Raw genomic sequence first — 14,114 nt, 5'->3', positions numbered from 1 at the left:
TAAAGTTCCGAACAGAGTCTTGGCGGATCCACCGCCCTCCCGACCTGTTCAAAGGAATCCCATGAAAAACCACACCCTTCGGACCGCCCCCAGCCTGGCGCTCCCTTCTTCCCGTCGGCTGACCCTGCTCACCGTGCTGGCACTGAGCCTGTCCCTGGGCGCCTGCGCCTCCCGCCCCACCCACCAGCAAGTGGGTACGGTGGCTGGCGCGGTGGTGGGTGGCGCCACCGGCAGCGTGCTGTTCGGCAGCACCCTGGGCGTGGTGGCCGGCGCGGCAGCAGGCGCCTTGGCAGGCAACGAACTCAGCAAGGGCCGTCGCTGACGCTGAGCGCCGTTCACGCACACAGCCGGCGAGCCTGTGTGGTGCAACGGCCCCTTGGAACGAACCGACGTTCTCAGGCCTGGGCCGCCCCACCGGAGCGGCGGCCCTTCCAGGCGCCCCACAGGGCCAGCAGGCCCGGCAGCAGGATCATCGCCCAGATGATTTTCTCGAAATGCTGCTTCACCCAAGGCAGGTTGCCGAAAAGGTAGCCGATGGCGCAGACCCCCACCACCCAGATCACCGCCCCCGCCACGTTATAAGCCGTGAAACGGCGACGGGTCATGGCCGCCACGCCCGCCACAAAGGGGGCAAAGGTGCGAATGAAGGGCATGAAGCGCGCCAGGATCACCGTGATGCCTCCGTAACGCTCATAAAAGGCGTGGGCCTGGTTGAACGCGTCCCGGTTGAAAAAGCGCGAGTTCTCCCACTGGAACACCCGGGGGCCGAAAAACCGGCCGATCTGGTAATTGCACTGGTCGCCCAGAATGGCGGCCACCACCAACACCACGGCAGCCAAGGGCAGGTTCAGCAAACCCGCCCCGCCCATGGCCCCGACAATGAAAAGCAGCGAGTCGCCCGGCAAGAAGGGCATGACCACCAGGCCGGTCTCGACGAACACGATGGCAAACAGCAGCGCATAGACCCACAGGCCGTAGTTCTGCACGAAGAACTCGAGGTATTTGTCGACGTGAATGATGAAGTCGATCAATGAGGCAATGATTTCCATGGGCATCCTTTGGCGGCAGATTATGAAGCCGCCAACCGCAAACGTCGTGACAAGCCCCGCTGAGGACCCATGAGCTGCCGGGCCTCTAGAATCCCGGGGTGAACACCGAGCCCTTCCCCCCATCCTCCCCATCTGCCACTTCCGCGCGCCGCCCCATCCGCGAGCTGCCCGATGAACTCATCAGCCAGATCGCCGCAGGTGAAGTGGTCGAACGCCCCGCCTCGGTGGTGCGCGAACTGGTGGACAACGCGCTGGACGCAGGCGCCAGCCAGATCACCGTGCGTCTGCTGGCCGGTGGCGTGCGGCTGATCTCGGTCGAGGACAACGGCATGGGCATCCCCCCCGAAGAGTTGCCCGTGGCCCTGAAGCGCCATGCCACCAGCAAGATCAGCAACCTGCACGACCTGGAATCAGTGGGCACCATGGGGTTTCGCGGCGAGGCCCTGGCCGCCATCGCCTCTGTCTCTGAAATGGCCTTGCTGTCTCGCACCGAAGGGCAACCCAATGCCTTCCTGCTGGATGCACGCACCGGCGAACTGAAGCCGGCCGCCCGGGCCACCGGCACCACGGTGGAGGTCAAAGAGCTCTTCTTCTCAACGCCCGCACGGCGCAAGTTTCTGAAGACCGACGCCACCGAGTTGGCGCATTGCGTGGAATCGGTGCGCCGCCACGCCCTGGCCCGCCCCGAAGTCGGCTTTGCGATCTGGCACGAAGGCAAGCTGGTGGAGCAGTGGCGCGCCTGCCACGGTCCCGAAGCCCATGACCGCCGCCTGGCCGATGTGCTGGGCGAAGAGTTCCTGACCCAATCGGTGGCCGTGTACTTCAATGTGGGGCCGATCCGGGTAACGGGCCGGGCCGGGGTGCCGGATGCGTCGCGCTCACGGGCCGACCACCAGTTCTGCTATGTGAACGGACGTTACGTCCGCGACAAAGTTCTCACCCATGCAGCCCGCAGTGCCTACGAAGACGTGCTGCATGGCCAACGCCAGCCCGTCTATGCCTTGTCGCTGGAGATTGACCCGACCCGCGTCGACGTGAACGTGCACCCGACCAAGATCGAAGTGCGCTTCCGGGAGAGCCGTGAGGTCCATCAGGCGGTGCGCCATGCGGTCGAAAATGCCCTGGCTGCCCCGCGCGCTGCGCTGGCGGCGGCCGCGGCCGCCGCCGCCCAGCCCCCGGAGTTGACGGGCCTCCAGCCCGGCCCGGATCAGGCGCCAGGCCTGGCCGGGACCCACGCCACCGCGCCAGCGCCCTTCAGCGCCCATTGGACCCAGGCCGGCATGGGTTTTCGCCCCGATCCGGTGGGTCACCGCGTGAACGACCTGGCCGCGCTGTGGCAACCTGGCGCCGCCACCGCCAACGGGACCACCCCGCCCTTGTGGGCCGACACGGTGGGGCGCCCGGCCCTCGCTCAGCCCCCCGTTGGCAACCCCAGCGTCCATCCGGCGCTCGGGGCCCCCTCGCCCTTCAATCAGGCCAGCCTGGCTGCCCAGCCGGCGCCCACGGCCCTGCCCGACACCGCCGACGACTGGCCGCTCGGGCGTGCGATTGCGCAACTGCAAGGGGTGTACATCCTGGCGGAAAACGCCCATGGCCTGGTGATTGTGGACATGCACGCCGCCCATGAACGCATCGTGTACGAGCGCCTCAAGACCCAGATTGACGAGGCCCCGCTGGCCAGTCAGCCCTTGCTGATCCCGGCCACCTTCGCCGCCACGCCCCAAGAGGTGGCCACGGCCGAGGAATGTGCCGACACCCTGGCCACGCTGGGCCTGGAGATCGTGCCTTTTTCGCCCAAGACGCTGGCCGTGCGGTCGGTGCCCAGCACCTTGGCCCAGGGCGATGCGGTGGAGCTGGCCCGCAGCGTGCTGGCCGAACTGGGCCAGCACGATGCCAGCACGGTGGTGCAGCGGGCTCGCAACGAACTGCTGGCCACCATGGCCTGCCACGGTGCGGTGCGCGCCAACCGCCGCCTGACCCTGGACGAGATGAACGGGCTGCTGCGCCAGATGGAAGAGACTGAGCGATCCGACCAATGCAACCATGGACGCCCCACCTGGCGGCAACTGCCCATGCGCGAACTGGACGCCCTGTTCCTGCGCGGGCGCTGAGGGCAGCAAGCCGTCCAGCGCCGCCGCCAGGGGGCGGGCACAGGGGCTACATTTGGTGACGAACGCTGGGCGGCCTGCCCGCAAGATCATCCCCCCTGCCGGTTTGTGCGGCAGGCGAAGGGACCCTTGAATGAAGCATCTCGATGCCGCCAGCTTTGTGCAACGGCTGAACCGCCAAAACCCCCACCAACCCGAGTACCTGCAAGCCGTCACGGAAGTGATGGAATGTCTGTGGCCGTTTCTGCAACGCCACCCCCATTACGCGGAACACGCCCTGCTGGAGCGCCTGGTCGAGCCCGAGCGCATCGTGATGTTCAGGATCAGCTGGGTGGACGACCAGGGCCAGGTCCGGGTCAATCGCGGCTACCGCATCCAGCACAGCATGGCGCTGGGGCCCTACAAGGGCGGCCTGCGCTTTCACCCCTCAGTGAACCTGTCGGTGCTGAAGTTCCTGGCCTTCGAGCAGACCTTCAAGAACGCCCTCACCACCTTGCCCATGGGCGGTGCCAAAGGGGGCTCCGACTTCGATCCCAAGGGGCGCAGCCCCGGCGAGGTGATGCGCTTCTGCCAGGCCTTCGTCCAAGAGCTTTACCGCCACATTGGCGCGGACACCGACGTGCCCGCCGGTGACATCGGTGTGGGCGGGCGCGAGGTGGGCTTCATGGCCGGCATGATGAAAAAGCTCAGCAACCGGGCTGACTGCGTGTTCACCGGCAAGGGGCTGAGCTTTGGCGGCTCGCTGATGCGCCCTGAGGCCACGGGCTATGGCACGGTGTATTTTGCCGAAGAGATGCTTCACTCCCGGGGACGCTCGTTCGAGGGCCTGCGGGTCAGCGTGTCGGGTTCGGGGAATGTGGCTCAGTACGCCATCGAGAAGGCCATGACGCTGGGCGCCCTGGTACTGACCGCGTCGGACTCGGGCGGTACGGTGATCGACGAGCAAGGCTTCACCCCAGAGAAGCTCGCGCTGCTCATGGAGATCAAGAACCACCACCGCGGGCGCGTGAGCGACTACGCCGAGCGCATCGGGGCCCGCTTCGAGCCCGATGCCAGGCCCTGGAAAGTGCCGGTGGATGTGGCCCTGCCTTGCGCCACACAAAACGAACTGGACGCCCTGGATGCGGCGGCCCTGATCGCCAACGGGGTGCTGTGCGTGGCCGAAGGCGCCAACATGCCCAGCACCATCGAAGCCGCCAAGGCCTTCGAGGCGGCCGGGGTGCTGTATGCCCCAGGCAAGGCCAGCAATGCAGGCGGTGTGGCCACCTCAGGCCTGGAGATGAGCCAGAACGCCGCCCGCCTGAGCTGGCCGCGCGAGGAGGTGGACCTGCGCCTGCGCCAGATCATGAGCGGCATCCACCGGGCCTGCGTGGACCATGGGCGAGATGCGACAGGCCGTGTCAGCTACCTGACCGGCGCCAACGTGGCGGGCTTTGTGAAGGTGGCCGACGCGATGCGGGCCCAGGGCGTGGTCTGACCCGCCCGAGCCGCCCCAAAAGAGGCCAAGCTCAGGCCGGCAGCAGGTGGCGCTTGTCCGCCACCTGGGCCCAGTGCGCATGCTCTGGCAAGGGCGCCTGTCGCTGGCGGATCGGCGTCCAGCCCTCTGACTTGGCGAGGTGAGCGTTGAGGGCCACATAGGGGGCCTGCTCTGGCGTGACCTCGGCGGCGTTCACGATGGCCTGCACCGGGCACTGGGGCACACACACCGAGCAGTCGATGCAGCCCGCCGGGTCGATCACCAGAAAATTGGGGCCGGCCACAAAGCAGTCCATGGGGCACACCTCGACACAGTCGGTGTAACGGCACTGGATGCAGGGCTCAGTGACTACGAAAGGCATGGGGCCTCCGCAGCACAGGCGCCAGGCCGCTTGAAAAAATCAGCGTCAGACAAAACAATGGCCCCGCACCCGGGTGCAGGGCCAACAGAAAATCGGGGCGCCACGGCGCAGCCTTTCACGAGTCACGAAAAGCCACCGCAAAGCCTGCGGGAGCGCGCCGATTGTCAGCGAAAGCGGGCCTGTGCCGCGCCACCGCGGCCCATGCCCGGGCTCAGCGCACGGCTTTGGCCAGCGCGGCCCAGGCCTTGAGCGTGGTCGGGTGGGTGAAAGCGGCGCCCGCCACGGGGTGCGACGACAGCTTGACCACCACCATTTCGGCGGCCGGGTTGATGTGGATGAACTGCCCGTGCACCCCGGCGGCCTCGTAGGCCCCATCGGCGTTGTGCAGCACCCACCATTGGTTGCGGTAGCTGTAGCCCGGTCGGGCCGCCTGCAGGCCCTGGAACTTGAACTTTTCGCGGTCACCACCTCGGGCCGTGTCCTCGATGACGGCCTTGTCGAGGATCTTCTGGCCATTGAAGGTGCCGCCCAGGCGCAACATCTCACCCACCCGGGCCAGGTCGCGGGCGGTGGCGTTCAGGCCAGCCCCCTGTAAGGGCGTGCCCACGCTGTCGACCATCACATAGGCGTCTTCTTCCATGCCCAGTTTCTGCCAGATGCGCTGGCTCATGAGTTCGGCCCAATGCTGGCCTGTGACACGCGACACGATCCAGCCCAGCACCTCGGAGTGCACCGTTCGGTAGACAAAGCCCTCACCATGCTCGCCCTCTTTCTTGAGGGTTTTCAGGAAGTCGTACACCGTGGTGGGGCCCTGGTAACCCGGAGGCCTGGGCAGCAGGCCACTGGCCCAGCTGTAGCCAAAGATCTCGGTGCTGGGGTCGGTGTAGACCTCACGAAAGCGCACCGCACCCGTCATGTCCATGACTTGACGCACCGTCATGTCGCCCCAGGCCGAGCCGGCCAGTTCGGGCACATAGGTGGTCACCAGGGCGGCCGGGTCAAGCTTGCCCTCCTGGGCCAGTTGGGCGGCCAGCAGGCCGGTGAACGATTTGGTGACCGAAAACAACAGGTGCGGCGAATGCGGCGTCATCTGGTTGTCGTAGCGCTCGTACACCACCCGCCCCTTGTGCAAGACCACCAAGGCGTCGGTGTAGGTGCTGCGTGCCCACTCATCGATGGTGAGCGACTGGCCCTTGGCATCTTCAAAGCTCACTGGTCCCAGGGGTCGAGGATCGGCCGGCAAGCTGGAGGCCGGGCCCGTGCCACGCCGGATGTTGTGCGTGGGTTGCAGTTCGCGCACATGCTGCACCACCCAACGCAGCTGCGGATACTGGTAGCTGTTGGCCAAGGTGACGCGCTGGGCGGGCTCGGGCGGGAAGGTGCTCATGTAGCCGAGGCGGTCCAGGTTCACGCTGTCGGGAGGGGGCAGTGGCGGGGTCTGGGCCGTCGCCAGCAACGGGGCACACAGCACCGCCAGCAGGCCCATGCGAAAGGTGCTCAGGGAACATCGAAGAGCGGGAAATGCGGTCATGACTAGCCTCCAGGCGTGCCGATCCAGGGATCGCTGAGTGAACGGGGTTAACCAGCCACCTTAGCAAAGGCGGAGGCGCCCCAGGACGGTGCTGCGGGTATGTCCTGTCAGGGATACACCGGCCCGATTCCGTCACCCAGGCGACTGACCGGAGTGCCCTCGCCCTGGCAGGGCCCGGGGTGCTTTCTGATACGCTCGCCCGGATGCCTGCCTCTCGTTCTGCCGCCTCTGCGGCCCTTCCCCAGACCCCCGCCATGAGCCCCGGGCTGGTGGTCCTGATCCTGTCTCTGTTGCTGGGTCTGCAGCCGGTGACCACCGACCTCTACCTGCCCGCCCTGCCGGCCATGAAAGAGGGCTTTGGCGCCACGATGACGCAAGCCCAACTGACGTTGTCGGCGCTTCTGCTGGCTTTCGGCTGCTCGCAACTGGCCTGGGGCCCGCTGTCGGACCGGATCGGACGCCGCCCCGTGCTGTTGATCGGCATGGTGGCCTACACCGTGTCGGCCCTGGGCTGTGCCCTGGCCACCTCGATGGAGATGCTGATCCTGGGCCGCATGGTGCAGGGGGCGGCCATGGGGGCTGGCGTGATGTGCGCCCGGGCCATCGTGCGTGACCTGTACAAGCCACTGGAAGGCGCACGGGTCATGTCCAAGGGCTTGTCCGGCCTGGGTGTGATCGCCTGCCTGAGCGCTCCCCTGGGGGGCCTGCTGTCCGACTGGATGGGCTGGCGGGCCGCCATGCTGGCCCTGGCCGTGTTCGGCGCCGCCACCCTGGGGCTGCTGGGCTGGCGCTTCAGCGAGAGCCTGGCCCAGCGCAACCCGCGTGCCACCCAGCCTTCAGTGGTGTTGCGCACCTGGGGGCAGATCCTGCGCCACCCGACCTTCATCACCTTCTCGGTGCTGACCGCGGCCTCGTATGGCGGGCTGTTCACCTTTCTGGCCTCGTCGTCCTTCGTCTTCATCAAAGTCCTGGGGCTGAGCAAGACCGCCTATGGCCTGTTGATGTGTTCGATGTCTTTTGCCTACTTTCTGGGCACGTTCATGTGCCGCTGGATGCTGCCGCGCCTGGGTCTGCGACGCAGCGTGGCCGTGGCCGGCGGGATGACCCTGCTGGGCGGCACGCTGATGGGCACACTGGCCCTGGCGGGCGTGCACCAGGGCTGGGCCATCATGCTGCCCTATTACATCTTCATGCTGGCTCACGGGGTGCACCAGCCTTGTGGGCAAAGCGGTGCCGTGGGCCCCTTCCCCCAGGCCGCCGGCGCAGCCTCGGCGCTCAATGGCTTCGGCATGATGGTGGTGGCCTTTGGGATCGGGGCTTGGCTGGGGCAGCACATGGACGGCACGATCTACCCTCTGACCCTGGGCGTCTGGTTCTGGAGCGCCTGCATCGCCCTGACCGCCTGGACACTGGTCCCCAAATACGGTGAACCGGCCGCCACCTGAGACCCCTTGCATGACGACTTCGACCCTTCCCTGCCTGGCCCTGGCAGGCCCGACCGCCTCCGGCAAGACGGCTGCCGCACTGGCTTTGGCTGCGCACCTCGCGCCCCATCATCGGATGGAGATCATCAGCGTGGATTCGGCACTGGTGTACCGGGGCATGGACATCGGCACGGCCAAGCCCAGCGCGGCCGAGCTGGCGCAGGTGCCCCATCACCTGATCGACATCCGCGACCCTTTGCAAGCCTACAGCGCCGCCGAGTTTGCCCAAGACGCGGCTGGGCTGATCCAGGCCATCCGCGCCCGCGGCGCCCTGCCGCTGCTGGTCGGCGGGACGATGTTGTACTTCAAGGCCTTGGTGGATGGACTGGACCCGATGCCCCCCGCCAACCCCGAGGTGCGTGCCGCGCTGGAGGCTGAGGCAGCCGAGCGCGGCTGGCCTGGCCTGCACGCCGAACTGGCGCGTGTGGACCCCGCCACGGCTCAGCGCCTGGCCCCGAACGATGCCCAGCGCATCCAGCGTGCGCTGGAGGTGTTCCGGGTATCGGGGCAGACGCTGTCGAGCTTTCATGCCGCACAGCACGGCGACACGACCCGGGGCCTGCCCATCGAACTGATCGCGCTGGAACCCAAGGACCGCAAATGGCTGCACCACCGCATCGAACAACGCTTTGACGCCATGCTGCAACAGGGTTTCATCGACGAGGTCTGCCGATTGCGGGCCCGCGGCGATCTGCACCCGGACCTGCCATCGATGCGCTGCGTGGGTTACCGCCAGGCCTGGGAGGCCTTGTCAGGCCAAGAACCGATGAACGAGTTGCGCGATCGCGGCATCTTTGCCACACGCCAGCTCGCCAAGCGGCAGCTGACCTGGCTGCGCAGCATGCCTCGACGCCACACCGTGGCCTGCGATGCACCCGATGCCCTGCCGCAGGTGCTGGCCCTGGCTGAGGCCCTGCTGCGCAAGAGCGGACAGCTGGGCTGAGGACACGAACACCATGAACGCCCCTGGCCCATTCATGACCAAGCCCGCCATCTGCGTTCAGGGCCTGGGCAAACGCTATGCCGGCGCCCCGGTGTTCGAGCACGTGAGCCTGACTGTCAGTGCCGGGGAGTTTGTCGCCATCATCGGTGAGTCTGGCGTGGGCAAGTCGACCTTGCTGAACTGCCTGGCGGCCCTGGACCACTGGGATGAAGGCCGAATCGATGTGCAAGGCACCGATCTGGCCGGGCTGGACGAAACGTCGCGCGCCCTGTGGCGACGCCAGCATGTGGGCTTTGTGTTTCAGGCCTTTCATGTGCTGCCCCACCTGGACGTGCGACAAAACGTGGCCTTGCCTTTGATGCTGTTGGGCCAAAGCGGTACGGCTGCCCAGGCCCGGGTCTCGGAGATGCTGGCAGCCGTAGGGCTGGCGGGGCTGGGCGAGCGCCTGCCACAGCAACTGAGCGGCGGCCAGTTGCAGCGCGTGGCCATTGCCCGCGCCCTGGTGCACCGGCCCGGTCTGCTGCTGGCCGATGAACCGACCGGCAACCTGGACCCGCAAACCGCCAGCCAAGTGATGGCCCTGCTGTTGCAGCAGACGCGTGAACAAGGGGCCGCGCTGGTGCTGGTCACCCACTCGGAAGCCGCTGCGGCCCAGGCCGACCGGGTGCTGCGGCTGACGGCTCAGGGCATCGCGGCCTAGCCCACGCCCCGGCGGGTGCCGCTTCACTCGATCTTGAGCCGCTGGGCGCTGCCGGCCTGACGCTTTGGAAGGGTCAGGGTGAGAACCCCGTCTTCGTACCGGGCGCGGGCCTGGCTGACGTCCACCTCGGTGGGCAGTTGGATGCTGCGAGCCACCTGACCAAAGTAGCGCTCGCTGCGCAACACCTTGCCATCGCGGGTGGCCTGGTCCTGCTGCCGCACCTCGGCACTGAGGCTCAAAACCTGGCCCTCAAGGGTCACATGCAGGTCTTCTTTGGCGACACCGGGCACCTCGGCGTGCACGGTGAAGGCGGCGTCGCTTTCGGTCACGTCGACCTTGATCTGGGCCGGCGTGGGCAGCCTGTCCCCGTGCAAGGGGCGGATGTAGAAACCGGGGGCGGCATCGCGGAAAAACTCATCGAGCAGCAGGCCCCCGCGTGGGATCAGTGAATTCATGTCGAAACTCCTTCTGGTTGATGACGGGACAGGCCCATGCGGGCCCCCCGTTCAGAAAATAGGGGGTCTGCGCGGCGCATCAAGAGCGGCTTTGGGGTTCAAGACAGACCCTCGCATCCCTGTTTGATCTGGCGCAAAAAGTCGCGATGACGGGTGATGCGAAGGGTCTTGAAAGAGCTGTGCACAATGGCGGCTGATGCCACCGCCACCCCGTCACCAATCGCCCCTCTGGGCCTTGCTTTGCACTTTTTCGTGGCAAGAGTTGCGCCGTCACCCCTGGCGATCACTGGCCGCGATCGTGGCCGTGCTGCTGGGCGTGGCCCTGGCCTTTTCGGTGCATCTGATCAATGCCTCGGCGCTGGACGAGTTCTCGCAGGCCGTGCGCTCGGTCAATGGGCAGGCCGATCTGGAACTGCGCGCCGTGCGGGGAACCTTCGATGAAGCGCTGTACCCCCGGGTGGCCCAACACCCCGAAACGGCCGAGGCCTCACCCGTGCTGGAGCTCAACACCTTGCTGCTCACCACACAGGCCCCGGGCGGTGTGCCCTTGCGACTGCTGGGTGTGGATGCGTTCCGCCTGGCTGGCGTGGCACCCGACCTGATCCCACGCCCCCTGGCTGGCGCAGACCGCCTGGACATCTTGCGACCTGGACGTGTTTTTCTGAATGCGGCGGCCCAGGCTCAAGTCTCCGGCGCTACCCAGGTCCAGGTACAGACCGAGGCGGGCCCGGTGGCGCTTCAGGTCGCGGGCACGCTGGCTGTGACGGGACCAGCCACCGCCGTGATGGACATGGCCGCAGCGCAGGACTTGTTTGACCGTGTCGGTCAGTTGAGTCGCATCGACGTGCGGCTGCAGGCCGGGGTGGACCACGTTCGCTACCTGACGGACCTGAACCTGCCCGCCAATGTGCTGGCCCATGAGCCGGCCGACGCGGGTCAACAGATTGACCAGTTGTCGCGGGCCTACCGGGTCAACCTGACGGTGCTGGCCCTGGTGGCGCTGTTCACCGGGGCTTTTCTGGTGTTTTCGGTGTTGTCGCTGAGCGTGGCACGGCGCACACGGCAGTTTGCGCTGCTGGGCGTGCTGGGCCTGCAACCCAGGGAGCGGGCCCGGTTGGTGCTGCTTGAATCCCTGCTGCTGGGCGGCGTGGGCAGTGGGCTCGGCCTGCTGGCGGGCACCGTCCTGGCGGCCCTGGCCCTGCGCTGGTTGGGCGGTGATCTGGGTGGCGGGTATTTCACCGGTGTGGCACCCAGCCTGCGCTGGAGCCCGGCCGCGGCGCTGCTGTATGGCAGCCTGGGCGTGGCCGCGGCGTTGGCAGGGGGCTGGTGGCCGGCGCGCGCCGCCGCCGCGCTGCCCCCGGCTCAATCGCTGAAAGGGCTGGGAGATGCACCCTCTGCAGCCCATGGGCGCATGGCGGGCCTGATGTTGATGGCACTGGCCGGCGTGCTGGCCTTGTCCCCTCCCTGGTGGGGCATCCCGGTGGCGGCGTATGTGTCGGTGGGTGCACTTCTGGTGGGGGGCATCGTGCTCTTGCCCAGCCTGATGGCCATCATCGATGGTCCACTGGCTGGGGCCCTGCAGCAACACCTGCTGCCCTTGCTGGCGGTGGAGCGCGCTCGCCGAATGCGCGGCATGGCCAGCTCGGCCATCAGTGGGGTGGTGGCCAGCCTGAGTCTGGCCGTGGCCTTGACCGTGATGGTCAGCAGTTTCAGGGTCTCAGTGATCGACTGGCTGGACCTGGTGCTGCCAGCCCCGTTGTATGTACACCTGCAAGGCAGCCAGCAAGCGAGCGAAGTACTGACCTTGCCAGAAGACTGGCTGAACCAGGCGGTGGCACTGCCCTCGGTACAAGCCAGCAGTCGATTGCGGGTGCGCGCGCTGCAGCTGATGCCTGGGCGGCCCAAAGTCACCCTGATCGCCAAGGACCGGCTGGACGACTCCAAAAGCCTGCCATTGCAAGGAAAGATTCTGGACACACCGACCGGCGCGATTGGGCTTTACGTGAGCGAGGCCATGGTCGACTTGTACCAGGCACGCCCTGGCGAAGACTTCGACTTGCTGGCCAAGGCTTTCCCGCATCGGGATCCGGCACCCACATCGCCGGCGACCCGCTTCTTTGTGAAAGGCATCTGGCGAGATTACGCCCGCCAGTCCGGTACGTTGGTGATGGACCGGGCCGACTACCAGGCCTTGAGCGGGGACTCGCAAGTGAACGATCTGGCCCTTTGGCCACGCCCTGGCGTGGCTGAATCGGTCGTGCAAGCTGAGCTGCTGGCCCTGCCTTCCAGCCAAGGCGGCAGCAGCAGGCCGCTGGCGCTGGAGATCGCCTCCTCGGCAGAGATCCGTGAGCGCTCCTTGAAGATTTTCGATCGCAGCTTTGCCGTGACCTACTGGCTGCAGGCCGTGGCCATTGGCATCGGCTTGTTTGGCGTGGCGGCCAGCTTCAGCGCCCAGGTGTTGGCACGCCGCAAAGAGTTCGGCTTGTTGACCCACCTGGGGCTCACCCGCCGGCAAATTCTGGCCGTGGTCGCCGGTGAGGGGCTGGTCTGGACCAGCATCGGTGCCGCGGCCGGACTGCTGCTGGGGCTGGCGGTGGCCGTGCTGCTGGTCAAAGTGGTGAATCCCCAGAGTTTTCACTGGAGCATGGAGTTGCATGCCCCCTGGAGCCGATTGCTGGCCCTGTGCCTGGCCACGGTCGCAGCCGGCACGGTGACGGCCTGGCTGGCGGGGCGGGCGGCGGTCAGCCGCGATGCGGTGAGCGCCGTGCGAGAAGATTGGTAAACCTTGTCACCCATGAACCCTTTGTCCAAACCGCAGATGCTGAAACGGCGTCAATTCAATGCCCTGGCCTGGAGTCTGGTGGGTGCGGGTGCCCCCATGGGGGCCCTGGCCAAGGGGCCGCTGCTGTCCAGACCACCGCTGCAATTTCCAAGAGACTTTGGCAGTCATCCAGAGCAGGGCATTGAGTGGTGGTACGTGACGGGCAGCGCTCAATCCGGTTCGCGGATGTTTGGCTACCAGATCACGTTCTTCAGATCCCGCGTGCAGGGTGTGCCCAAAGGACGTTCGGCCTTCTCCCCCCAGCAACTGGTGTTCGCCCATGCTGCGCTGACCGATGTACAGGGCAAACAGCTTTGGCATGACCAGCGCAGTGCACGCGCAGGCATGGGCTTGGCCGAAGCTGGCACCCAAGACACTGAGGTGCACTTGCACCCCTGGTCGTTTCGGCGTGTCAGCCACACCCAAGAGGGCAGCCAGTACGAAGCCCGGATTCAGAGTGACGCCTTCGAGCTGCACCTTGACTTCAAACCCAGGCAGCCACTGCTCCTGCAAGGCCTGGAGGGCTATTCCCAAAAGGGGCCTCAGGCCACGCAATTCAGTCGCTACTACAGCGAGCCTCAGATGAGTGTGCAGGGGCACATCCAGTTGCAGGGTCAGCGCTTTGTTCTGGATGCAGGGACCGAGCACCGGGCCTGGCTGGACCACGAATGGAGCGATGAACTGATGGCCCCCGAAGCCCAGGGATGGGACTGGATGGGCCTCAATTTCCTCGATGGTTCAGCCCTCATGGCGTTCCGCATGCGGGACCGAGGCGGGAACACACTCTGGGATGCCAGCACCTGGCGCGATGCCAGCGGCAAGCAAACCATCACCAGCCCAGGACAGGTTCAGTTGACTCCTGTTAGACGTTGGCGAAGCCCAAAGACGCAGGCGGAGTACCCAACCGAATGGAAGGTGGAACTGCCGGGGCGGGCATGGGTCGTCAAAGCGGTGGTTGAAGCACAGGAGCTGGACAGCCGCGCATCAACAGGTGCGATCTACTGGGAGGGCTTGAGCGAGGTGTTCGACGTTCAGGGCCGATTGCTGGGCCGAGGGTACGTGGAGCTGACGGGGTACGCGCAGGCGCTGAGGCTGTGATCGGAGAGGGCAGCGGCAAGCGTTGGCCCAGGAGCTGCAGTAGCGTATTCTGCAGCCCCAAAGACAAAACCCCCGCCAGTTTCCTGG

At 66.5% G+C, this 14,114-nt stretch carries 12 protein-coding genes; 8 read left to right on the top strand and 4 right to left on the bottom strand.

Annotated features, from left to right (window positions below; all coding sequences use genetic code 11):
- The first annotated feature begins 61 nt into the window (after positions 1 to 61).
- On the top strand, positions 62 to 322 hold the full coding sequence (locus AC3WUT_RS19030; protein ID WP_492348655.1) for a YMGG-like glycine zipper-containing protein: 261 nt from the start codon (positions 62 to 64) through the stop codon (positions 320 to 322).
- A gap of 73 nt (positions 323 to 395) precedes the next feature.
- On the opposite strand, the gene AC3WUT_RS19025 is transcribed toward AC3WUT_RS19030, so the two are convergent.
- The gene (locus AC3WUT_RS19025; RefSeq protein WP_492348654.1) at positions 396 to 1,049 is read right to left on the bottom strand and encodes a DedA family protein; all 654 of its coding nucleotides are present in this window, start codon (positions 1,047 to 1,049) and stop codon (positions 396 to 398) included.
- Positions 1,050 to 1,147: 98 nt separating this feature from the next.
- Between AC3WUT_RS19025 and mutL the strand changes: the two genes are divergently transcribed.
- Positions 1,148 to 3,160, top strand: coding sequence for a DNA mismatch repair endonuclease MutL (gene mutL / locus AC3WUT_RS19020; RefSeq protein WP_492348653.1), 2,013 nt, complete (start codon positions 1,148 to 1,150; stop codon positions 3,158 to 3,160).
- Positions 3,161 to 3,290: 130 nt separating this feature from the next.
- Positions 3,291 to 4,634 (top strand): NADP-specific glutamate dehydrogenase, encoded by a 1,344-nt coding sequence (gene gdhA, locus AC3WUT_RS19015; protein WP_492348652.1) that lies wholly within the window; start codon positions 3,291 to 3,293, stop codon positions 4,632 to 4,634.
- Between the two features lie 31 nt (positions 4,635 to 4,665).
- Here gdhA and fdxA read toward each other — a convergent pair whose 3' ends face one another.
- Together fdxA and AC3WUT_RS19005 are read right to left on the bottom strand one after the other, a co-directional pair.
- The gene (fdxA, locus tag AC3WUT_RS19010; protein WP_492348651.1) at positions 4,666 to 4,995 is read right to left on the bottom strand and encodes a ferredoxin FdxA; all 330 of its coding nucleotides are present in this window, start codon (positions 4,993 to 4,995) and stop codon (positions 4,666 to 4,668) included.
- A gap of 211 nt (positions 4,996 to 5,206) precedes the next feature.
- Positions 5,207 to 6,526, bottom strand: coding sequence for a serine hydrolase domain-containing protein (locus AC3WUT_RS19005; protein WP_492348650.1), 1,320 nt, complete (start codon positions 6,524 to 6,526; stop codon positions 5,207 to 5,209).
- A 254-nt stretch (positions 6,527 to 6,780) separates the two neighbouring features.
- Between AC3WUT_RS19005 and AC3WUT_RS19000 the strand changes: the two genes are divergently transcribed.
- The 3 genes from AC3WUT_RS19000 to AC3WUT_RS18990 are packed head-to-tail and all read left to right on the top strand — an operon-like array spanning position 6,781 to position 9,653.
- Positions 6,781 to 7,971 carry a multidrug effflux MFS transporter gene (locus AC3WUT_RS19000; protein WP_492348649.1) on the top strand — a complete coding sequence of 397 codons (1,191 nt, stop codon included), beginning with the start codon at positions 6,781 to 6,783 and terminating at the stop codon, positions 7,969 to 7,971.
- A 10-nt stretch (positions 7,972 to 7,981) separates the two neighbouring features.
- Positions 7,982 to 8,953, top strand: coding sequence for a tRNA (adenosine(37)-N6)-dimethylallyltransferase MiaA (gene miaA, locus AC3WUT_RS18995; protein ID WP_492348648.1), 972 nt, complete (start codon positions 7,982 to 7,984; stop codon positions 8,951 to 8,953).
- A 13-nt stretch (positions 8,954 to 8,966) separates the two neighbouring features.
- Positions 8,967 to 9,653, top strand: a complete 687-nt coding sequence (locus AC3WUT_RS18990) for an ABC transporter ATP-binding protein (RefSeq protein WP_492348647.1) — start codon at positions 8,967 to 8,969, stop codon at positions 9,651 to 9,653.
- Between the two features lie 23 nt (positions 9,654 to 9,676).
- Here AC3WUT_RS18990 and AC3WUT_RS18985 read toward each other — a convergent pair whose 3' ends face one another.
- Complete coding sequence (locus AC3WUT_RS18985; RefSeq protein WP_492348646.1) at positions 9,677 to 10,108, bottom strand: Hsp20/alpha crystallin family protein; 432 nt, start codon at positions 10,106 to 10,108, stop codon at positions 9,677 to 9,679.
- Positions 10,109 to 10,304: 196 nt separating this feature from the next.
- Between AC3WUT_RS18985 and AC3WUT_RS18980 the strand changes: the two genes are divergently transcribed.
- Together AC3WUT_RS18980 and AC3WUT_RS18975 are read left to right on the top strand one after the other, a co-directional pair.
- Positions 10,305 to 12,890: an FtsX-like permease family protein gene (locus tag AC3WUT_RS18980; RefSeq protein WP_492348645.1), complete on the top strand. Its 2,586-nt coding sequence runs from the start codon at positions 10,305 to 10,307 to the stop codon at positions 12,888 to 12,890.
- 12 nt (positions 12,891 to 12,902) lie between these two features.
- Positions 12,903 to 14,027, top strand: a complete 1,125-nt coding sequence (locus tag AC3WUT_RS18975; protein ID WP_492348644.1) for a lipocalin-like domain-containing protein — start codon at positions 12,903 to 12,905, stop codon at positions 14,025 to 14,027.
- Positions 14,028 to 14,114: the final 87 nt, after the last annotated feature.

This window comes from Curvibacter sp. EU05-FHT14A10 (assembly GCF_058791075.1).
This window is presented reverse-complemented; position numbering and strand designations above follow the sequence as displayed.